Raw genomic sequence first — 22,697 nt, forward strand, 5'->3', positions numbered from 1 at the left:
TCGCCAGCGGACTGCAGGTGCAGAGCAGCCCGCCGCTGATCGCCCGACCCCGCCGCGCTGCCTGGCGGGTACCCACGAAGCCTTGTTCCCTGCGGTACGCGCTGCCGCGGTCGGCCGCTCCGCCCCTCGGGCATGGACACCAATGCCACAACGAGGTGCTTAACGTTGATAAAGCCTAGAGCCCACAAACCGGACGCCTCGAAAGTGGCGAATATCATAAGGTGTTGTCCGAATTAATTATTGCATCTAGCATCGACGGGCAGCGCAGACATTCACACGGGGAGGTTTTTGAATGTCTATCGACGCCGCCATTGTTGATCTATGGCGGGAATTTCTTGGTTCTGAAGCCAATCTTAATTCGAGCTTTATCGCCAATGGCGGAGATTCGCTGAAGGCCGTCCTGTTAACGATCAAACTGCTTGAGGCGACCAGGGTCGAAGTAGACTATCTGACCGTTCTACAGGCCCAGAGCGCAGAGGATTTGCGGACGCGGGTCACGGCGTGATGCGGCCGCTCACGCATCACGAACGCGACCTCTATCTAGCCGATCGTGCGCTCAGCGAACACGGCAGGACCGGCGCCTACAATGTGACCGCCGTGTGGCGACTGACTGGGAACATCAACGAGAACGCACTGCTCGACCGCTGGTCGCAACTGCTGGAGGCCGTGCCCCTCCTGGCTTCTTGTGTGATCGAGGACGAATCGTCTGTCGTCTTCGCTCCCGCGCGCCATCAGCCGAATCTTTGGGTGGAACGAATATTCGGGATAGACGCTGACGGGGAAGCGAGCCGCCGACGGGTCGCGCGCGAATGCGGGCGGGCATTCGACCTTGGTCGGGGGCCGCTCATTCGTGGCCACTTGTTGCGCTGGTCCCTCGATCAGGCCGACCTCATTATTGCGGCGCACCATCTCGTCATTGACGAATGGTCGCTCCGGGTGACCGCCGATTGGTTGTTCGGGGCCGCGACCGGGGCGCCGGTGGCAAGCGATGGCGGATGGATATCCGGGGCAACGACGCCGGCAGTGGCCGGGCACACCGTCTCCCCCGTTGACTGGGGCTGTGGTGACTCGCGGGTAATTGGACCGCAGGGCGGGCGCGCGCACTTCACTTTTCCCGCCGACACGGTGAGTTCGCTGACCGCCGTCGCGGCCGCCGCGGGGGCGACCCGGCACACCGCTGTGCTGGCCGCGGTTGGCCTCGCCTTCGGCCGCAACAGCGCTCAGGACAGTGTTCTCGTAGGCACGACCGTTTCGCTTCGCCCGGCGAGCGCGGCCAACGCCGTCGGCTACTCCAACGCCATGGCTCCGGTCCGGTTGGACATCGACGAGGCGATGTCGATCTCTGACTACCTTCGCCGGTCGCAGCAGAACGGTCTCGCCGCCTATGGGCAGGCCCGTCGCGGTGAGCCGGGCGCTGCTCCGTCGGTGATGGTGGTGCCGTGTGCCGATCTTCCAGCCTATTCAGGGGACATCGCTGCTCAGCCGTATCCAGACCGCCACCTCGGGACGGCCCAGTTCCCGATGACGTGGTACGTGCACGCGACACCGGGCGGCGGCCTTCATGGTTTCGTCGACTTCCAGGAAGCACATTTCGCGCTCGAGGTTGTCTCCCGATTCATCGCGCAGGTGCGGATCGCGGTGGGGGCGTTCGCGGCCGGCGGGGAGGCGTCGCTCAGCACGGTGCCGACGTTGGCCACCGCGGATCTCGCCGATGTTCTGCAGCGGTCTGCCGGACCGGAGTTGCCTCCCGCTGATCCGGGCACGACCATCGTCTCCAGAGTCGCGATGCGAGCGGCGACGACGCCGGAGCACGTGGCCGTGGTTGACGACCACGAACAGCTCACCTACGCCGAGCTGGAGCGGCGGTCGGGGCGTCTCGCCGCGGTCCTCGTCGAGGCCGGCGTGCGGCCCGGGAATCGCGTCGGCGTCCAGCTGCAGCGGTCCGTCGATCTCATGGTCGCCCTGCTGGCGGTGCTGAAATCCGGGGCCATGTATGTGCCGTTGGACCCGCACTACCCGAACGCCCGCCGCGCCATGATCATCGCCGACGCCGGCATCGAGGTCGTCGTCACCGATGAGGACATCGACATCGTCCGTACGGTGCGCCCGCAGGCGGAGCCACCGGCCGCTGAGGTCGAGTTGCCGGCCGTGCGTGCGACGGACGGGGCCTACGTCATCTACACCTCCGGCTCGACCGGAACACCCAAGGGTGTACTGGTGTGCCACGCGCAGGTGGTGTCGCTCCTGGACGCCACTCGCGAAGGCTTCGGGCTCGGGCCGAACGATGTCTGGACGTTCTTCCACTCGTATGCCTTCGACTTCTCGGTCTGGGAGATCTGGGGATGCCTCACCACCGGGGGCACGCTGGTCGTCGTGCCGTACTGGACCGCACGGGACCCCGGTGCTTTTCACCAGCTGCTGGTCGAGCGGCAGGTCACGGTCCTCAACCAGACACCCTCGGCGTTCACACATCTGGTGCAGGTGGACCGCACGGCGGCTGACCGGCTGCAGGTGCGGCTGCTCGTCTTTGGCGGCGAACAGCTGGACCCCCGGGTCCTGCTGCCGTGGTTCGACCGGTACCCGGAGACGGCGTGCCGGGTGGAGAACATGTACGGCATCACCGAGACCACGGTGCATTGCACGTGGCACACCGTGACTCGGGCGGACGCCCTGGCCGGCAGCCGGTCGGTGGGACGCCCGTTGCCGGGGTGGCAGCTCTACGTGCTGGATCCGATGGGCCGGCCGGTGGCACCGGGCGTCGCCGGTGAGATCTACGTCGGTGGCGCCGGAGTGAGTTCCGGCTACCTGGGTCGTGACGAGTTGACGCGCGAACGGTTCCCGGCCGACAACGCATACGTGCCGGGCCGTCTGTACCGCAGTGGCGATCGCGGTCGCTACCGGCTCGACGGCCAGCTGGAACACCTCGGGCGCCTTGATGACCAGGTGAAGGTCAGAGGGCATCGCATCGAATTGGGTGAGATCGTGCACGCCCTCCTGTCGGCCCCGCGGGTCGAGGCCGCAACTGTGGTGTGCGGCGGGCCCACCGGTCGCGCCGAGGGGGACCCGGCGTCCTGGGGCCTGCATGCGTACGTGGTGCCGCACGGCGATCTGGACCTGTCGCAGGTGCGGAGCTGGCTGCAAGGCAGGTTGCCGGAGTACATGGTGCCGGCCACGATCACACCGGTGTCGGGCCTGCCACTGACCACGAACGGCAAGCTCGACCGCGATCTGCTGCCCGCTCCCCTCTCGCCGGTCGAACAGACGCCGGTCGAGGCTGTGCCGGCGGCGGAGGACAGCGACCTGGAAACCAGACTCGCCGCGATCTGGCAGAGCGTGCTCGGCGTGCCGGTGGGGCGCGCGGACAACTTCTTCCACCTCGGTGGCAACTCGTTGTTGGCGGTGCGGCTCAACACCGCCCTCCGCGAGAACGGTTACTCCACCATCCGACTACGCGACGTGTTCCGACACTCGACCGTATCGGCCATGGCAACGCTAATCGGAGCGACGAAGCCTTGATCTCCCCGGCAACGCCGGGCCAACTCCGCTTCTACCTGCTTGACCAGCAGGAGGGCGGGAGTGCCCGCACACTCGTCAAACACCTGACCATCACCGGAACTGTGGACCAGGATCGCCTGGTCCGCGCGATTCGCTCCGTGCTCGCCGCTCAGCCGGCGCTGCGTACCAGCCTCGTCCTCGGACCGGAAGGACTGGCCCAGCGCATCGACGCGCCGGAGGCCGTGGCGATCGAATTGGACGCCACGGTGCCGGTCGCCGACCGTGTCCGGCAGGTGGCCGAGATGTCGTTCAAGCATGGTGCCGGACCGCTGTCCCGATGGTGGGTCTACCGGAGCGACCGGCGGACCGACGTCGTGCTCGCCGTGCATCATGCGGTCTTCGATGAGGACTCCTCGGCCATCCTTGTCGACGCACTGTCGGCGGCCTACGCATCGGACGCGGGACTGACCGGCGCGGTCGTGCCGGCGCCTGTCGCGGACAACCAGCTCGTCGAGTTCTGGCGTGGCTATTTCGCCGGGTTCGGCGAGCCCACCCGGTTGCCGCAGATCTCGGCGGCGGACCCAGGTGATCGCCGGCGCGGCGAGTACGAGGTCGTCGTCCCGGCAGAACTCGCCGTTGCGATGCGTCGGGCGGCGCAGGCCGGTGCCACACCGTTCGCCCAGACCCTTGCCGCGCTGACCCTGACGCTGGGGTGGTACCGGTCGGACCCGGACGTGGTGGTCGCGGTCGTCGCCGGTGGCCGCCGCTCGGGCGAGGACCGCACGATCGGCTGCCTCCAGAACACCGTGCCAGTTCGGGTGCGCACGGCCGCCACCACTGACGCGCAGCTGGACAACGCCATCGAATCGCTCTACGACGCCCTGGAGCATGCGGCGCTGCCGGTGGAGCAGATCATCAGTCTCGTGCCGGTGGCCCGGGAGCCCGGCCGGAAACCGCTGACGGACGTCATCTGCACCGAGTCGCGTCCGTCCACGCCGGTTGTCGCCGCGGGCCTGCAGTGGCAGCTCGCCGAGATCACGCCGACCACTGTCGAGTACGACCTCGGCGTCACGCTGTGCCACGACGGGACGGGCGGATTCCGCCTGGCGGTGGAGTACCGGATCGCTGCTCTCGGCGACGCCGTGGCCCGGCGGTTCGCCCACCACCTGCTACGAGCGCTGGCCGCTCTCGCCGGTGACCCGGCCGATTGTCACCAGGTTCGTCTGCTTGACGACGACGAGACGGCCGGCTCGCCGGTCGACGACGTGCGGCCGGCAACGGCCACGGTCGCCGTCATGATCCTGGACCGATGCCGACGTGATCCGGACGCGGTTGCCGTCGTCAGCCACGAGGGTTCGATGACCTACGGTGCGCTGGACCATGCCTCCGGTGTGATCGCCGCGTCGTTGCGGCAGGCCGGGGTTGGCCCGGGTGACCGGGTGGGTGTGCAGTTGTCGCGCGACCTCAGCCTGCTGCCGGCCCTTCTCGGTATCTGGCGGGTGGGCGCCGGCTACGTCCCGTTGGATCCGGACTATCCGGCCGCCCGACTCGCCATGATCGTCGAGGACGCCGAACTCTCCCTGGTCATCGGGGTGGACGATCTGCCCCCGGCGGTCGCTCCCGAGGCCGAGCCGGTGGGTACGCCGGAGGACGTCGCCTACATCATCCACACCTCTGGGTCGACCGGCCGTCCCAAGGGCGTCGTCATCCGTCACCGCAACCTCGTCGAGTTCTTCGCCGCCTGCGATCAGGTCTTCGGGCCGTTGCCGGCAGCGGTGGTGTCCGGTACGAGCCTGTCCTTCGACATCAGCGTTCTGGAACTGTTCTGGCCCCTGAGCCGCGGCAGCACCGTTCATCTGACCAGTCACCGCACCGTGTCGTCCGCGCAGGTGCCCCCGGGTGCACTGTTCCAGTGCACGCCCACGGTGGCGAGGTTGCTGGCCTCGTCACCGGACGGCCAGGCGCTGCTCAAGCGGGTGGGCACTCTGCTCGTCGGCGGGGAGCCGCTGCCGGCCGATCTCGCCGCGGAACTCGTCGAGCTCACCGGCGGGCAGGTCTACAACTGCTACGGCCCGACCGAGACCACGATCTGGTCCACGTGGTGGCGGGTCACGCCGGGGCAGAGCGTCTCGATCGGCACGCCGTTCCCCGGTGAGCGCTGCTGGGTCGTCAACGCCTCCGACCAGCTGGTGCCCACTGGGAGCCCGGGCCGGCTGATGATCGCTGGCCACGGCGTGGGCGCCGGCTACTGGCGCCGCGACGACCTCACCGCACAACGGTTCCGGCCGCTGCACGCCGCCGGCGAGAGCCTGGTCTACGACACCGGTGACATCGTGGTGCGGACCGAGGAGGGACTGCGCTTCGAGGGCCGCGCCGACGCCCAGGTCAAGATCCTGGGACAGCGGATCGAACTCGGCGAGATCGAAGCGGTGATCCGCACCGACGGCCGAGTCGCTCAGGTCGCGGTGACGCCCGGTGCGGACCGCACCAGCCTCGTCGCCTTCGTGGTCCCAGCGGCCGCCGCCGATCCGCAGCCGACGCCGCTGGAGACGACGCTCGCCCGTCATCTGCACGATCACGCGGCCACACAGTTGACGGCCACCATGGTGCCGACCGTGTGGTTCGCCGTCGCGGCCCTGCCACAACTGCCCAACGGCAAGCTCGATCGGGCACGCATCGTCGACTGGGGACGGTCCTGCGCTGCCCCGGTGCGGCCGGCGGCGACGTTGACCGTTGCTGACGGTATGGCCAGCCTGATCCATCAGGTATGGGCCGACGTGCTCGGCGTCGCTCCGGCCTCCCCCGACCAGACCTTCTTCGAGCTCGGCGGCACCTCCAGCGGAGTGCTCCGCGTACTCGTCGTGCTGCGTGAGAGATTCCCGCAGCTCACCGCAGGCGATCTGTTCCGACACACCACCGTCCGCGCCTTGGCCGCCTTTCTTGACCGACCGGTTGCGACACCGGACCGCGCCGATGCCCGCGGAACTCACCGGGCGCGAACACTGGCCGGCTGGCAGCGCCCCCGACGCATGCGTGAGGAAACGCAGTGAGCAATTCGACCCCTACCATCGCGGTCACCGGCGTAGCCATTCGGGTGCCCGGGGCCAATGACCCCACGACGTTCTGGCGCAACCTGCTGAACGGCACTGTCGAGATGCCTCGAACCGACGGCGACGGAAAGCCTCGGATCCGCCAGATCAGCCGGTACGCCGAATTCGATGCGGAGCTGTTCGGGATGACCGATGCGGTCGCGGCGATCACCGACCCGCAGCATCGGATCTTCGCGGAGCTGGCCTGGGAGGCATTGGAAGACGCGCAGATCGACCCCGCACGCTTCGACGGCCGCATCGGCGTCTACGCGGGATGCGGCGCCGATGACTACCGGCACCTCCAGGTGCTGCCCAACCCCGCGGTGGTGCGGGCGGTGGGACGCCAGCAGATCGCGGTCGGCAACGACCCGGACTTTCTCACCACCGCCCTCTCCTACCGGCTGGGCCTGACCGGTCCGAGTATCACGGTACGTACGGCGTGCTCTACCTCTCTGGTAGCGGTACACCTGGCGGCACGGAGTCTGCTCACGTACGAATGTGACGTCGCCATCGCCGGGGGTGTCACGATCCAACTGCCCGAAGACGGCAGCTACGAGTACTCCGACGGCGACATCGTGTCGCCCGACGGCCGGTGCCGGCCCTTCACCACCGGTGCCGGCGGCACCGTGCCGGCCAGCGGCGCCGGCGTTGTGGTGCTGCGCCGCAGTGCGGACACCCGCGGCGCACGGGCGATCATCCTGGGCACTGCGGTCAACAACGACGGCGCCGACCGCATGAGCCTGGTGGCGCCGAGCCCGGCGGGGCAGATCGAGGTGATCCGAGAGGCCCTGGAGGTGGCCGGGCTCGCTCCCGCCGACGTCGGCTACGTGGAGACGCACGGGACCGCGACAGCGCTCGGCGACCAGGTGGAGCTCACCGGGCTCAACGCCACGTACGGCAAGGCGGGCGGCGGTGCCTGTGCCCTCGGCGCCGTCAAGGCCAACATCGGGCACACCGACACCGCCGCCGGAGTGGTCGGGCTGGTCAAGACAGTGCTCGCGGTGCAACATGGTGTCATCCCGCCGACTCCCGCCCAACCCGGCGACGGCGAGGACGTCGACCTCGGGTCGCCGCGCTTCCACATCGCGCGCCAGGCGCAGCCGTTCGAGCAGCCGAGGCACGCGGCCGTGAGTTCCTTCGGCCTTGGCGGAACCAACGCGCACGTCATCGTCGCGGCTGCCGACTCCGAGCCGGCAGCACCGCCGCATTGGCCCGGGCAGGCTCTGTTCGCCCTGTCGGCGGCCAGTGACGCGGCCCTGGCACGCCGCGCTCACGAGCTGGCCGATGCCGTCGAGGCCGGTGTCGTACCTGTCTCGGAACATCTCGCCGCGGTGCTGTGGCATGGGCGTCGCGCGTTGCGGCACCGCTGGGCACAGGGCATTACCGCCCCCACGGCGGCGGAGGCAACCGGTGCCATCGTGAGAGCGCTGCGCAAGGTCAGCGCGGGACAGCGCGCCACGCCAGATCCAAGGGTGGTGTTGCTTCTGCCGGGGCAGGGTGGCGCAGCGACCGTACCGGGTCACATCGACCCCCTCTTCGCCAAGCACCGCGAGTGTCTCATCGATGCTGTCCGAGCCGCCGGCGGGCCGGAACTCTCCGGCGCCGAGGAATGGCCCGCCGACGAACCACGCCTTCGCGACACGTCGGTCGTGCAACCTTTGTTGTTCGTCAATGACCTGGCGCTGGTACAAACCCTTCACGACCGCGGCATCCGGCCGGCCGCCTACCTGGGTCACAGCATCGGCGAGCTGGTCGCGGCCACGGCGGCCGGCGTGTTCCCGGTCGAGGACGCCGCGACGGCGGTGGTACACCGCGGCCGCCTGATGGCGGCATCGGCACCCGGGGCGATGCTCGCGGTCCGGGCCACCCCTGAGCAGGCTCTCGAGCTGGTGGGCGACCTACCGGTCGAGGTCAGCGCGGTCAACGGACCGCAGGACCTCGTCCTGGGCGGCTCTGCCGACAGTGTCGCCCAGCTACAGCAGCGGTGCTCTGCCCACGGGGTCAACTCCGTCCTGCTTCGCACCGGACACGCCTTCCACACCTCCGCCATGGCGGACGCGGCCGAGCAGTTCGCGGCCGTCGTGGCCACGCTGGACCTGCGTGCTCCCGAGTCCGATGTGGTCTCGAACGTCGACGGTCAGCTCCTGGACGCGGCTCGTGCCACCGACCCCCGGTACTGGGCTCGGCACCTGCGCAGCACTGTCCGGTTCGGTGCGGCACTCGACACCGTGGTGGCCGGCGCACCGGACCTGATGATCGAGGCCGGTCCCGGCTCGGCTCTGACCGCGATGGCCCGCCGTGCCGCCCGCCGCGCGGGACGGTCATGCGCGGCGACGGCGGCCGGGGCGTCGTACCTGACCGCGCTCGGGGTCGCCTGGGCGGTCGGCTGCCCCGTCGATGTACCGCTCGCGGCAACCGAGCGCCGCGTCGCCCTGCCGGCATACCCGTTCGCTGGGGTGCGGCACTGGGTGGAGGCGCCGACGCCGGCCACTGACGCGGCCCCGCCGGCGCCTGCGATGAACGCCGAGCCGCACGGCGACGACTTCGACACGGCCATGGTCGCGATCTGGCAGGAGTCGTTCGGCGGGCCGGCGGTCACACCCGACGACAACTTCTTCGAGCTCGGTGGCACCTCCCTGCAAGCAGCACAGTTGATCGCTGTGGTCAACGACCGCTTCATGATCGAGGCGCGACTCCACGACCTCTACGAGCGATCCACCCTCCACGATTTCACCGAGCACGCCCGAGAGTTGTTCACCGCCCGCGAGGCCGAGCTCGCCGCTCTGCTCGCGGAACTGGATCTGGACGGAGACGTGGCATGACCCCGGAGATCGCCGAACAGCTCGGCCGCCTGACTCCCGAGCAGCGCGCCGCCCTGCGCAAGCGGCTGAGGAACAACCAGGCCCCGCCGGAGTCGCCCGTCTCGACCATCGACCGTCTCAGCCTGTATTTTTTCCCGGCCGCGGGGGACAACGCCGCCGACTACTACGACATGATCCTTCGTGCGGCCGAGCGAGCCGACGAAGCGGGCTTCGCCGCAGTCTGGCTGCCCGAACGCCATTTCGTACGATTCGGCGGCTTCTCGCCCAACCCGGCCGTGCTGGCCGCCGCCGTCGCCGCCCGGACCGACCGCATCGGCATCCGCGCCGGTAGCGTGGCGGCACCGCTGCACCACCCCGTACGCATCGCCGAGGAATGGTCTGTGGTGGACAACCTGTCGCGGGGCCGCGTTGGGGTGTCGTTCGCCAGCGGCTGGCATCCGGACGACTTCGTCCTTGCCCGGACCGACCACGCCACCCGCCGCGACGACACGCTCGCCGCGATCACGCAGGTCCGGTCCCTGTGGTCCGGCGCCGCCGAGTCGTACCCGTCGACCGCCGGCGGCGAGCGGGCGGTACGCATCCGCCCGCGCCCGATCCAGCAGCGGCTACCGGTGTGGTTGACCGCTGCCGGGAGCCCTGACACGTTCGTCGCCGCCGGCTCCGCCGGCTGCGGGGTGATGACCGCGTTGCTCGGGCAGACCCTCGGACAGCTCCGCGAGAACGTGGAGCGCTACCGCGCGGCATGGCGTGCCGCGGGCCATCCGGGTAGCGGAGACGTGGTCGTCATGACGCACGCGTACGTGAGTGACCGGCCCGACCTGGAGGCGGTGCTGCGTCCGGCCATGCACGACTACCTGGAAGGTTTCCTGGCGCAGACCGCCGAGACCGGCGGCGCGGACCGTCAGACCCTGCTGGAGCAGGCCTACCAGAGCTACCTGCATGGCACGTCGCTGCTCGGCACGCCGGCGAAGGCCCGCCGGGCGCTCGCCGAACTGAGCGACGCCGGCGCTGACGAGGTGGGCTGCCTCGTCGACTTCGGTCTGCCGGCCGACACCGTCCTGGACGGCCTGTCGGCGCTGGCCGCGCTTATCGAGCGGGTCGAGGTTTCGGCATGAGCAGCGATGCCATGACCGCCAAGCTGGCCCGCCTGACCCCGGAACAGCGGGCTCGCCTGCTGCAACGCTTGACGCCACCGGCTCCGGCACTGGCCCCTCGACCCGGCCCGCGCGACCTGTTCCCACTCGGCATGGATCAGGAACGGCTCTGGGTGCTCGACCAGCTCAATCCGCGGTCCAACACCTACAACATCAGCTTCGGCCTGCAGTTCAACGGCCGGCTCGACGTCGGCGTCCTGCGCCGTGCGGTGCACGACACCGCCGCCCGGCACGAGTCGCTGCGCAGCACCGTAACGATCATCGAAGAGCAGCCGATGCAGCGTGTGCACACCGAGGCGGGCATTCCGGTCACCGTTGCCGACCTTCGCCAGTTGCCTGCCGAGTTGCGGGCACGCCGGGCGGCCGAGGAGATCCGCCGGCACGTCCGCGAGCCTTTCGACCTCACGACCGGGCCGGTACTCCGCATCCTCGTCGTGCGCCTGAGCGACGAGGTCCACCAGGTCATCGAGACGATGCACCACTCCGCGACCGACCAATGGTCCTACATCCGGCTCAATCGGGAAATCCTGGAGCGCTACCGCGCGGAGCTGGAAGGCCGGAGCCCGGTGCTGCCACCCCTGCCCGTGCAGTTCGGCGACTTTGCGGCGTGGCAACGCGGCTACTTCTCCGGTGAGCGGCGCGAGCGGCACCGCGCGTTCTGGCGCAAGAATCTCGCGGGTGCGCCCGACCGGTTGGCGCTGCCCTACGACGCCTCACCCGACACCACCGACCACGAAGGAGCCCACTTGTACTTCCGGCTCGACGACGAAGTGGCAGCCGCTTTCATCGAGCACAGCCGCGGCCGTCGTGCCACCCTGGCCACCGCCCTGCTGGCCGTCTACGTCGGCCTGTTGTTCGCACACACCGGTGAGCGCGACATCGTCGTAGGGCTGCCGAGCGTGACGCGGGCGGAGCCGGCCAGTCACAACCTGGTCGGATTCCTGCTGACAAGCGTGCCCATCCGCGTCCAACTGCCCGAGCACCCGTCGCCGGACGACATCCTCGCCGCCACGACCAAGGCCGCCATGGCGGTCGCGGAGCAACGAGAGGTGCCCTTCGGGGAGATCGTCGACGCCGTCGCCCCCGAACGTTCGGCGAACCGGCTGCCCCTGGTCCAGACTATGCATCTGGTGCTGGACTTCAACGAGACGGTGTTCGAGGTGCCCGGCGCGGACGTCCACGGCGTCGAGGTCGAGGACGGCGTCTCCCCGATGGATCTGACCCTCGGCTGGTGGCGAGCCGACGACCGGCTCTACGGCCGCTTCGAGTACCGGACGGCGCTCTTCACCCGGGGAAGCATCGACCGCCTTGCCAGTCGCCTGCTGCAACTGGTCAAGGTGTTCGTCGCCGCGCCCAACGAGCCGTTGCGGCCGGAACCGGTCAGCGCCGCAGTCCCCCGCACCGTCGCGGCGGCCCCGGCCGGGTCGCGTACTCCCGAGGTCGGGTCCACGCGGGCCGAGGTCTCCCATGCCTGGTGCCAGGTGCTCGGCGTGTCCGAGGTCGGCGACACCGACCAGTTCTTCACCTCCGGCGGCACGTCACTACTCGCGGTCAAGCTCTCCCGCCGGCTTCGTGAACTCGGGCTCACCGCCTCGGTGCGAGACATCTTCACGGCGCCCACGTTCGCTGCTCTGGTAGCGACAGTCGGGGCTACGGCCGCGCCCGAAAACGTGGAGAACTCCGCCGCGCTCGCACCCACGCAGGAGGACCTCCTGTCGCTCGGCCGACAGACCGCACGGGGGTGGTCGCACACTCTGGTGCTCGACCTCGGTGAACCGGTCGATGCCGGCCGCATGCGCGAGGCACTGGACCGCGTGGTGCGTGCCCATCCCACCCTGACCTCGGTCTTCGCCCCCGACGGCACCGTTGCGGTGGGCGGCGAGTGGCTCTGGGACCACGCACCCGACGAACCGGACGCCGCCGTGGTCGCGATGCGTCAGCGCGCCGCGTTCGACCTGGAACACGGGCCACTCTTCGCGGCCGCGCTGACGTCCCGTCGGCTGGCGATCAGCGCGAACCACCTCGTCGTGGACGGTTTCTCCTGGCAGGTCCTGATCGCCGACCTGGCCGCCGCGTATGCCGGCGCCGACGTGGCTGCCGAAACGGTTCCTCAGCACGCCTACGCGGCAGCGCTGCGCGCCGTCGACTTCCGGGACGAGGTGAGCTTCTGGCGTGACCAACTGACCAGCACTGGCCTGCCGGACAGCACCGGCGTGCCGGACGTCATCGGGGACGAGACCGAACACGTGGTCACGGTTCCACTGCCGCCCGACGCCCGACCGAGCCAGGCCGTCGCGCTGGCAGCACTCGGTCGGGCCATACCCGAGCTCGCCGCGGTCGACATCGTGGGCCTGGGCCGGGAACCGGTCGGACAACCGGCCGCATGGGACGAACTGCGGGCGGTCGGCTACTACGCCACCGCCTATCCGATCGCGCTTCCCACCGCGAAGGATCTTCCTGGGTACGCGCGACAGGTGGCTTCCCGCCTTCTTGCCGTACCGCATGGTGGGGTGGGGTATGCAGCGCTGCGCTGGTCACCTGATCCCCGGACGCGGCGGCAGCTCGAGGCGTTGCCGACACCCGCGGTGAGCTTCAACTACCAGGGCGAGATCGGCGAACCGCAGGCGGTCGCCGGCTCTTTGTTCAACGGGTGCACGCAGGTGAGCATCCAGGTCGACCCCGCCACCCCCCGCCACCACCTCGTGGACGTCATTGTCGAGATCACCGGATCGGAGGCGGTGTTCCGATGGCGGCACGGTCAGGGCGTACGGCGCGACACGATCGAACGCTTCGCGGCACGAGCCGCTGAGGTGTTCACCGACCTCGTCGAGCCCACTGCCGACGCGACCGTCCCGGGCCGCACCGGTATCACCCGCGCAGCCATCGACGACATGTTCGCCGAACTGAGCCAGAACCGCCGGAGCATGCGATGACCACCGTGCAGACGCCGGCGCGACGCGCCCCCCTGGCCGCCCTGGTCATGTCCAACTACGTGGCCTGGTTCGGCAACGCGATCACCCTGGTCGCCGTACCGCTGTACGTGCTGGAACGTACCGGCAGCCCGTTGTGGACGGGCCTGGCCGGCTTCGCCAACGCACTGCCGATGGCGGTCGCGGGGCTGGTCGGCGGCGTCTTCGTGGACCGTTTCGGTGCCCGTCGCATCAGCATTGCCGCGGACGCGCTCGCCGGATTGGTGCTGTTGGGCGTACCTCTGCTGGACGCCGCGGGGGCACTGCCCCTGCCCGTACTGATGGCACTGCTCCTGGTGCGCACTCTCGTCGACACTCCGGGCTCGGCGGCACGCCAGGCGCTGCTGCCGGCCGCGATCGCCGCTGCGCGTACCCGGCCGGAGGCCGCCAACAGCTGGTTCCAGTCCGGTCCCCGGCTCGCCCTCATCATCGGGCCGCCGCTGGGTGCCCTCCTCGTCGAACGCCTCGGTGGCACCGCCGCCCTGTACGTCAACACGGCCACGTTCCTGCTCTCGGCGGCGCTCGTGGCAGCACTGGTGACGCGTCCGGAGCCGCAGGGATCAGCTCGGCCGGCGACCCGGTTCCGCGCTGACTTCGTGGAGGGGTGGACCTTCCTGACCAGCCATCCTCTCCTGCTGGCCATCCTGGGTGTAGTGGTGATCACGAACTTTATCGACGATGCGTTCACCCCTGTGCTGCTGCCCCTGTACGCCGAGCGCGTCCTGGGCGATCCGCAGTTGCTCGGCTGGCTGATCGCGGCAACCGGTGTCGGCGCGGTGCTGGGCACCTTCCTCTACGCGCCGGCCAGCCGCACCTTGCTCAAGGACCGGTACGTCACCTTCGTGGGCTGCTTCGCCGTGGTGGCCGCCGCGCGTATCGCCATGACCTTCCTGCCCAACCTGTGGATCATGATCGTGCTGATGTTCGTTGTGGGTCTCGCGAGCGGGCCGCTCAATCCGCTGATCACGACCGTGATCCAGGAGCGGACGCCGGAACAGGTGCTGGGGCGGGTGTTCGGGGCGGTCATGGCGCTCGCCTTCGTCGCCGCACCGGTCGGGATCCTCTTCGCGGGATGGCTGGCCGAACTCGCCGGGATCCGATGGGTTCTCATCGTCTTCGCTGTCGCCTATGTCGCGCTGATCGTGGCCGCGCTGCGTAGCGCCACCCTGCGAACGGTGCGTGACCACGCATGACAGCGCCTCCATTGGCCCCGTGGGCCGATCAACTGTCCTGCTACACCGCGGCGCTGGGCAGCTGGCTCGCGATCCGTCGCCCCGACTGGTGGCGGCCGTTGCTGGCCGGCGGCCCCGTCCTTCGGGTAACTCCGGTGCCCGGTGATCTGCTCCGCTTCGACCACCACACCCGACCCCCCGCGCCCACGCTCGGTCTCCGGTTGCGCACAGCCGCCGACTGGAACACGGCACGGCACCTGATCGCCGACGAGGCGTCGCGGCAACGTGCGGTCATCGTGGCCGGTGACACGTTCCGTCTGCCCTGGCAGCGCACATATGGCACCGCTCACGCGCCGCACTGGTTCCTCCTCCGCCCGGACGTTGGCGGCCGATGGACCGTGGAGGACCCGTTGCGGATGATGACGACCAGCGGACGCCAGGAGCCGGTGCTGGTCGAGGTCGAGGAACGGGACCTCGCTGGCATCTGCCGGGCGTTGCCCGCGGGCAACCCGGTGGCCGAGCTCCGTGAGCAGGCGGCGCTCGGCGTGACGGACGTCCGGTTGGGCAGCGCCTACCGATGGCTGACCTACGACGCCGACGGCACCTCCGAGGTGCCGCAAACCCCCGTCGCCGGCAGCGACGCCGGCGCCGCACTGCGTCTGCTGGCCAGGATGTTCCGCGAGCACGGCGCACAGGCGACCGCCTACCGGCAGGCCGACGACCTCTGGCAGGCGTCGCGGCAACGTGAGCTCGCCGCCCGCATGCTGGGCGGGCGCTGGACGGGCATCGCCGAGATCTGGCGTCGCCTGCCACCGCTGCTGCTGCACGGCCGTCTGGCCGCCGAGCACACAGCCGGTCTCCGGGCACCAGGCCATCTCGCCGACGTGCTGGAGCAACTCGCCCAGGCAGAGGCGACCACCGAGCCCGACATCCGGGGAGGAGTCGTTCATGCGCTTACGTGACAAGGTGGCCGTCATCACCGGAGCTGCTCGCGGTGTCGGCCGGGCGTGCGCTCTGGCGTACGCGAAGGAAGGCGCTGATGTCGTGCTCATGGACATCGGCGCGGGCATCGCCGAGGTGCCGTATCCGCTGGGTACGGTGAGCCAACTCGCTCACACCGCCGCCACGTGCCGCACCTTCGGAGTCGGTGTCGCAGAGCTCACCGCGGACCTACGCGACCCGGCGTCGCTGGAACGGCTCCGCGATCTCGCCCTGCAACGGTTCGGCGCCGTGGACGTCGTCATCAACAACGCTGGTCTCGCCGCTCCGTCAGGCCGCCCGGTGCATCAGATCACCGAGGACGAATGGGACGTCATGCTCGACGTCGACCTGACCGGCGCCTGGCGCATGACAAAGGTCTTCGCGCCCCTGATGGTGGAGGCGCGCAGCGGCAGCATCATCAACGTGGCGTCCACCGCGGGCCTGGTCGGGTACCGGCACTTCGCCGGATATGTCGCGGCCAAGCACGGTCTCGTCGGCCTCACCAAGGCGGCAGCGCTGGACTATGCGCCGATGGGCGTACGGGTCAACGCGATCTGTCCGGGAAACATCCGCGATGACGCCGACGTGGAGGGCCGCATGCTCGCCGAGGTGGCCCGCAGCCTGGGTGTGCCAGCCGACGAACACGAAACGCTGTTCCTCCGCGACCAGCCCATGAATGCCCTCGTCGAACCGCAGGACGTGGCCGCGACGGCGGTCTGGCTCGGCTCCGACGAGACACGCCGGGTCACCGGCACCACCGTGACCGTCGACGCCGGATTCAGCAGCCGATGAGCTCCACCCTCGTCCATGCTCAGGCGCTGGCTCGGCCGTACGCGCCCGCACTGCGTCACGACGGTGTCGACAGGGACTACGCGTGGCTCGACGAACAGGCGCGCCGGGTCGCCGCGGGCCTCCCCGACCTGGTACCCGGCGAGATCGTCGTGATCAGCAAAGCGGCCACCCCGGACTTCATCGCCGCGGTCATCGGCGTCGGTTTCGCCGGCGGCGCCTTCACCGTCGTCGACCCGGCCTGGCCGCACGCCACCATCGCCCGGGTCGTCGCCACGTGCGGTGCCCGCTACCTGGCCGCGCATCACGTCGGTGACAAGGCGTTCGCGGCCGAACTGGGCCTCATCCCCGGTCACCCGCACAGCAACCCCGCCGCGGACCCGGCACCTGTCGAGATGAGCCAGACGTCCGCCGTGTTCCACACCTCGGGCAGCACCGGCACACCCAAGGCGGTAGCCGTGCCGCACGCTGCCTTCGTTCGCACCTTCGCCGAACCGGACTACCTGATGGCGGGCCCGGGGACAGCCATACCCCATCTGGCTCCGCCGCACTGGGACGCCGGAGCGTTGGAGATCTTCGGAGCATTGTGCACCGGGAGCGTGCTGGTGCTGCCGGACCGGCCCGGCGCCAACAGCCCGGCAGAAATCCGCCGGCTCGTCCGCGACAGAGGCGTGACCACCATGTGGTTGACGGCGTCCCTGTTCAACATGGCCGTGGATGAAGACCTCGACTGCTTCGCCGGACTGTGCCAACTGCTCATCGGTGGTGAGCGGCTGTCCGTCCGCCAGGTGCGGGCGCTCTTGACGGCGTATCCCGGCATCCGTCTCACCAACGGGTACGGGCCGGTCGAGTCGATGGTCTTCGCCACCACCCACGACATCACCATCGACGATGTCACTGATCCACTCGGCATTCCGCTCGGGCGCGCCATGCCGGGCACCGGCTTGCACCTGGTCGGTGCCGACGGCGGCCCGGTCTGCGCTCAAGAGGCCGGCGAACTGTGGCTCACCGGATCCGGCCTCGCCACCGGATACCTGGGCGAACACGCGTCCAGCCCGGCGTTCACGAGGATGCCTGACGGAACGCGGGCCTACCGCACCGGCGACCGGGTGAGCCTGGGCGCGGACGGCCTCCTGCGTTATCACGGGCGTATCGATCGTCAGTTCAAGCGTCGTGGCGTACGCATCGAACCGGCTGAGATCGAAGCGGTTGCGCTGGGCCTTCCGGAAGTGACCTCGGCCCACCTGCTGCCGACCATGGTCGACGGGACAGTGGTCGAGGCGGTGCTGTACTACGCCACGACCACCGGGAAGCCCGCCGCCGAGATGGACGCGCTCGTCGTACGTGAGCTACCGGCACACCTGCGACCCGACTCGGTGCAGCACGTGCCGGAGATGCCGTTGACCCCCACCGGCAAGACCGACACCCATGCGCTACGCGCCATGTCCCCGCGCCGCCACGCAGCCACAGTCGAGGAAATCGTCGCTGCGGTCGTCAGCGGCGCATCGACGCTTCCGTTCACCGACCTCGGACTCAACAGTCTCGATGCCATCCGCATCGCCAACCGCCTCACCCTGCATACCGGTGCCGCCATCACCACCAGCGACGTTCTCACCTGCGCGGACGCACGAAGCCTGCACGAGTACCTCGAGCGTGCCCCGCGAGTGCCGAGCCCCGAGGTGCTCGACGAGCGGGCCTCCGCCGCCGAGGCCCGGTTCTGGTTCGCGGAACGGATCGCGCCGGCCCAGCTCGCGAACCTGTCGCTGATGAGGTTGCGACTGACCGGTTACACCGACCCTGCCCGATGGCGCGCTGCGTTGGAGGAGGTGCGGCAGCTCCATCCCGCACTGCGGACGGCGTTCGTCGCCCAGGGCAGCGCGGTCGTCCGCCATGTGGTCGAGCATCCGACGCCCGCCCCGTTCAGCGTGCTGGTTCCCGGCGCCGACCACCGGTCAGTGATGCGGGAGCTCACCACCACACGTTTCGACCTTGCCAGCGGCAAGCTGCTCAGCGCCGCGCTGGTGCCGTCCTCCAGCGGCGCGGACCTGTGGGTGCTGGTGCATCACATCGCCTTCGACGGCTGGTCGCAGAGTATCTTCGCCCGTGACCTCGCCGCGGCCTACCGCTTCGGCCGTACCGCCGTGCAGCGCCGCAGCCCCGCCCCGCGGCTGTCGCCGGCCCGTCGTGCCCAGCTCACCGCCCATTGGCAGCACGCGCTGCGCGGGGTCAGCGACCTGCCGGCCGGCTCCGAGCAAGGTCCCCTCGAGCTGGCGCGCGACACGGTGGTGACCCGAACCTTCCGCACCGACGCACGCCTGCCGCGGCGCGCCTCCACGGTGGTGCTGGCCGCCTTCGCCCGCACGCTCGCCACATCGTCCGGTGGGGACGACTTCTGCGTCGGGACCGCCCTCGCCGCTCGTCCGGCCGGCACCGAGGATGAGGTCGGATGCCACATCACGCTCCTTCCGCTCCGACTGCATCGGTCAGTGACCCCCACCGAGGTCGACTCGGTCCTGACCGACGCCATGCGACACGCGGACCTTCCCTTCGACGAGATCGTCTCCGCGGTACTGGATCGCCGTAGCCGGCGCATGCCGTTGTTCCAGGCTCTGTTCCTGCTACAGGACGACGACGGGTCAGGGTTCGACGCGGGAGATGTGACGGTCCATGTCGACCACATGCCGCCCCTCGGCCCGCAAGCCGAGATCCTGCTCGAGCTGCGGCCGCACAGTGGCGGCCACGAAGGCGTCCTGCAAGCGCCCAGCACCGGCCACTGGGCCGCACGCCTGGACGAGATCGCCGAGGAGCTGCATCGGCAGCTGGCCACCCTCTCACCCGGAGGTGCGCGATGACTGGATGGCCGGACGCGCTCGCCGCACTGCGTGTCCCGTTGACGGACGCGGCCGCCTGGCGTCGTGCGGCACGACGCCTCAGCGCCGAACCTCAGGCCCGCGAGCGAGCCCGTCGGCGCGTGCGGGTCGCCGTACTCGCCTCGCACACCACCGACTTCTACGTCGAACTGCTGCCGGTCGCGGCGCTGGCGGCCGACATCGACCTGGCCGTGCACCAGATGCCGTTCGGCATGCTGGAGCAGTCGTTACTGCCGTGCGCTGCCGAGCTGATCGCGTTCGCCCCGGACTACGTCGTTCTTGCGGGCACCGCAGAGGACCTGCGCGGTGTGCGCCAGAACCAGCCGGCCGAGGAGGTCGTGCAGAACGCCGTCGAGCGATGGACCGGTCTCTGGACCCTGGTACGGGAGCAGCTGCATGCCAAAGTCGTGCAGCACACGTTCGTGCCCACCGGGGAAGACCCGTACGGCAACGCCGCGGCAGGCGTACCCGAAGCGCCGGACAGCGTCGTCGCCGCGGTCAACGCGCAGCTGTGGCGCCGGGGGGCCGGCGAAGTGCTCTTCGTCGACTGTTCCCGGCTCGCCGCGCGATTCGGCATCGATCGATGGCGCGACCCCCGCTTCTGGGGGACGCTGCGGCAACCGGTCACCCTCAACGCGGTGGGGATGATCGCTCAAGCAACCGCCGGAGTGATCGCAGCGGACCTCGGCCTGACCAAACGGTGCGTGGTGGTCGACCTCGACAACACGCTCTGGGACGGCGTGATCGGCGAGGACGGGTTCGCGGGGGTGGCCATCGGCACCGGGCATCGTGGTGAGGCGTTCGCGGCCTTCCAGGACTACCTGTCCGGGTTGCGCAGCCGCGGCATGGCTCTCGCCGTCGCCAGCAAGAACGATTTCACCCTGGTGAAGGAGGCCTTCACCAGGGTCCCCGGTATGCGGCTGCACCTGGACGACTTCGCCGTGGTCGTGGCGGACTGGCGCCCGAAGTCACAGCAGCTCGCCGACATCGCGGCGCGAATGCGGCTGGGCGTGGAAAGCCTGGCCTTCGTCGACGACAACCCGGCCGAGTGCGCCGAAGTCAGCGCCGCCCTGCCACAGGTCGACGTTGTCGCCCTGCCCGCCGACCCGGCCACGTACGTGTCGATGCTGCGTGACCGTCCGACCCTGGCCGCCGGTGTGCTGACGCTCGACGACCACAAGCGGGCCGCTTCGTATCAGGCGCTGGAGCAGGCCCAAGAGCTGCGCCGGCAAGGTGGTTCGCTGACCGAGTTCCTCGACGGGCTTCAGATGCGCTCCCGCGTTCGGCGGCTCGATGAAGCGGCCCTGGCTCGTGCGGTTCAACTGCTGCAGAAGACGAACCAGTTCAACCTCACCACCCGCCGGCACAGCCTCGAAGAACTGACCAGGATGGCCCGTGACCCGGGATGGGGCTGCTACACACTCTCGCTGTCGGACCGTTTCGCCGACCACGGCATCGTTGGTCTGCTCCTGTTGGAGATCGACGGCGCCGTGGGCAGGATCGACACCCTGCTGTTGAGCTGCCGGGTCATCGGCCGCACGGCGGAACGTCGCCTGTTGGCGCTGGGGGCCGCCGATGCCGGCTGCGACCGGTTGGTCGGCTGGCATATACCGACCGAACGCAATGGCCTGGTCCGTGAGCTCTACCCGCAATTGGGCTTCGTCGACGCGACGGACAACGGGCGCCAGGCGTGGATCCGCGACGGGCTAGCTGATCTCGACAGCCCGCACATCTTCGAGGAGCGAGAATGACTGACATCGCCGCTGTGGTGACTGATGTGTTCACCGAGGTCATCGGCGAGCCTCCGGGCAAGGGTGGTGCGACCACACCCGCCGATGTCGACGGCTGGGACTCTTTGACCCATGTCTACCTGGTTCATTCGGTTGAGTCCCGGTTGGGCGTGACCCTGGACGCGACCGTCCTGGTCGACTGCGACCGGCTGGACCGCATCATCGAGGCGGCCCGCTCGGCCCGCGGGATGGGCTGATGCAGCTCGCCCAGTCCGACGTCGTCGAGTTCGCCCGGGCCAGCGGGGATCACAATCCGCTGCATGCCGACGAGAGCTTTGCCCGGTGCACCAGCTTCGGCAGAACCATCGTCCACGGGGCGTTGGTCACGGTCGCGGCCCTCGCCGCGCTGCCGCCTGAGCGTCTGCGCCTGATGGTCGGGCTGACGGTCTCCTTCATCCAGCCGGTGTTTCCCGGCGCCCCGTTCACGGTCGAACGCGAACCTGATGATCGACTCACGATCTCGGCGCAGGGCAGCCGACTGGTGAAGATCACACCGCACTTCGAGGAGGGCGGCACACCGCCGGCGCAACCCTTCGGCCAGTCGGAGCACCTCGATCAGCACCCGCTCGACGAGGGGCGACTACGGCGTCTCGCCGAGCGGCTGGGAGCCGCTGCCGTTCCCATGCCGCTGCTGTCCGGCATGGCGTGGGTCAGCTGGCTGGTCGGTATGCGTAATCCCGGGCGCGATGCACTGCTGGCCGGGTTCACCGTACGCACCGCCCGCGACGCCGCGGCAGTGCCCTGGGCCCGCGTGGACGCCGCTGACGAACGTACCGGTGCGTTGACCCTCGTCGGCGGCAACCCTGCCGTCACTGCCATCGTGCGAGCGTTTCGACGCCAACCGGTTCCCGAGCCCACCCCGGCCTCGTTGGCCGAATTCCTGTCGCCCAGCGACTCGCTGACCGGGCGTCATGTCATGGTCGTCGGCGCCAGCCGCGGCTGGGGCGCTGCCATGGCCGCCGCCCTCGCCAGTCAACAGGCGACGGTGTTCGCGCTCTACGCGCACAGCCAGGATCGTGTCGCACGGCTCGCGGAGCGATTTCCGGGCGTGATTCCCCTGCGCGCCGACGCGACCGACCAGGACGCGCTACTCGCTGTCCGCGACCGGATCCGGCAGGTCTGCCCCACCTTGGACGGGCTTGTGCTGTCGGCCGCCCCGCCACTGCGCTCCATCGCTCCGCACCCGGATGCTGCCGACGACCAGTTGGCCTTCGTACAGACCAGTCTGAACCTCGCCGTGCGCCCTCTACTCGCCCTGGACGCGCTGTTGACAGCGCAGAGTTGGACGCTCGTCGCTTCGTCGACAGCGGTCGCCGCGCCGCGGCGAAACTGGGCACACTACGTCGCGGCCAAATCTGGCATCGAAGGCTATGTGCGCGCGTGGGCCGGTCAGCGCGACGTCCGCACGGTGCTGGTGCGCGCCCCCAAATTGCTGACCGACATGATGAACAGCCCGCTCGGACGCATCGGTGCGATGCCCGCCGAGCAGGCCGCCGCTGCCGCAGTGCAAGCCGTCCTCAAGCCGGCCAGTTCCCTTGTCACCGTGCTTGACGATCTCTAAGGAAC

At 69.6% G+C, this 22,697-nt stretch carries 13 protein-coding genes; all 13 read left to right on the plus strand.

Annotation, left to right across the window (positions count from 1 at the left end; genetic code table 11):
• The first annotated feature begins 292 nt into the window (after positions 1 to 292).
• The 13 genes from ACQP0N_RS21820 (at position 293) to ACQP0N_RS21880 (ending at position 22,692) form a co-directional block, all read left to right on the plus strand.
• The gene (locus tag ACQP0N_RS21820; protein WP_433113685.1) at positions 293 to 505 is read left to right on the plus strand and encodes a phosphopantetheine-binding protein; all 213 of its coding nucleotides are present in this window, start codon (positions 293 to 295) and stop codon (positions 503 to 505) included.
• Positions 505 to 3,516: a non-ribosomal peptide synthetase gene (locus tag ACQP0N_RS21825; protein WP_433121738.1), complete on the plus strand. Its 3,012-nt coding sequence runs from the start codon at positions 505 to 507 to the stop codon at positions 3,514 to 3,516. The genes ACQP0N_RS21820 and ACQP0N_RS21825 overlap by 1 nt, the downstream gene beginning before the upstream one ends.
• Entirely contained in the window at positions 3,513 to 6,545 is a 3,033-nt protein-coding gene (locus tag ACQP0N_RS21830; RefSeq protein WP_433113686.1) for an amino acid adenylation domain-containing protein, read from the plus strand. Before ACQP0N_RS21825 ends, ACQP0N_RS21830 begins: the two co-directional genes overlap by 4 nt.
• Positions 6,542 to 9,406, plus strand: coding sequence for a beta-ketoacyl synthase N-terminal-like domain-containing protein (locus ACQP0N_RS21835; RefSeq protein WP_433113688.1), 2,865 nt, complete (start codon positions 6,542 to 6,544; stop codon positions 9,404 to 9,406). The genes ACQP0N_RS21830 and ACQP0N_RS21835 overlap by 4 nt, the downstream gene beginning before the upstream one ends.
• Positions 9,403 to 10,521, plus strand: a complete 1,119-nt coding sequence (locus ACQP0N_RS21840) for a MupA/Atu3671 family FMN-dependent luciferase-like monooxygenase (RefSeq protein ID WP_433113689.1) — start codon at positions 9,403 to 9,405, stop codon at positions 10,519 to 10,521. The genes ACQP0N_RS21835 and ACQP0N_RS21840 overlap by 4 nt, the downstream gene beginning before the upstream one ends.
• On the plus strand, positions 10,518 to 13,493 hold the full coding sequence (locus ACQP0N_RS21845) for a condensation domain-containing protein (RefSeq protein WP_433113691.1): 2,976 nt from the start codon (positions 10,518 to 10,520) through the stop codon (positions 13,491 to 13,493). The genes ACQP0N_RS21840 and ACQP0N_RS21845 overlap by 4 nt, the downstream gene beginning before the upstream one ends.
• Positions 13,490 to 14,722, plus strand: coding sequence for an MFS transporter (locus ACQP0N_RS21850; RefSeq protein WP_433113693.1), 1,233 nt, complete (start codon positions 13,490 to 13,492; stop codon positions 14,720 to 14,722). Before ACQP0N_RS21845 ends, ACQP0N_RS21850 begins: the two co-directional genes overlap by 4 nt.
• Positions 14,719 to 15,663 carry a hypothetical protein gene (locus ACQP0N_RS21855; protein WP_433113695.1) on the plus strand — a complete coding sequence of 315 codons (945 nt, stop codon included), beginning with the start codon at positions 14,719 to 14,721 and terminating at the stop codon, positions 15,661 to 15,663. Before ACQP0N_RS21850 ends, ACQP0N_RS21855 begins: the two co-directional genes overlap by 4 nt.
• Positions 15,650 to 16,474, plus strand: a complete 825-nt coding sequence (locus tag ACQP0N_RS21860; RefSeq protein WP_433113697.1) for an SDR family oxidoreductase — start codon at positions 15,650 to 15,652, stop codon at positions 16,472 to 16,474. Before ACQP0N_RS21855 ends, ACQP0N_RS21860 begins: the two co-directional genes overlap by 14 nt.
• Positions 16,471 to 19,323: an AMP-binding protein gene (locus tag ACQP0N_RS21865; protein WP_433113698.1), complete on the plus strand. Its 2,853-nt coding sequence runs from the start codon at positions 16,471 to 16,473 to the stop codon at positions 19,321 to 19,323. The genes ACQP0N_RS21860 and ACQP0N_RS21865 overlap by 4 nt, the downstream gene beginning before the upstream one ends.
• Before the next feature lie 119 nt (positions 19,324 to 19,442).
• Complete coding sequence (locus tag ACQP0N_RS21870; protein WP_433113700.1) at positions 19,443 to 21,092, plus strand: HAD-IIIC family phosphatase; 1,650 nt, start codon at positions 19,443 to 19,445, stop codon at positions 21,090 to 21,092.
• Positions 21,089 to 21,328: an acyl carrier protein gene (locus ACQP0N_RS21875; RefSeq protein WP_433113702.1), complete on the plus strand. Its 240-nt coding sequence runs from the start codon at positions 21,089 to 21,091 to the stop codon at positions 21,326 to 21,328. The genes ACQP0N_RS21870 and ACQP0N_RS21875 overlap by 4 nt, the downstream gene beginning before the upstream one ends.
• A complete protein-coding gene (locus ACQP0N_RS21880) occupies positions 21,328 to 22,692 on the plus strand; it encodes an SDR family NAD(P)-dependent oxidoreductase (RefSeq protein ID WP_433113704.1) in 1,365 nt (454 codons plus the stop codon). The genes ACQP0N_RS21875 and ACQP0N_RS21880 overlap by 1 nt, the downstream gene beginning before the upstream one ends.
• Positions 22,693 to 22,697 lie beyond the last annotated feature (5 nt).

Origin of the sequence: Micromonospora sp. CA-246542, from assembly GCF_050942905.1 — a bacterium.
In the GTDB taxonomy this organism is placed as follows: domain Bacteria; phylum Actinomycetota; class Actinomycetes; order Mycobacteriales; family Micromonosporaceae; genus Micromonospora.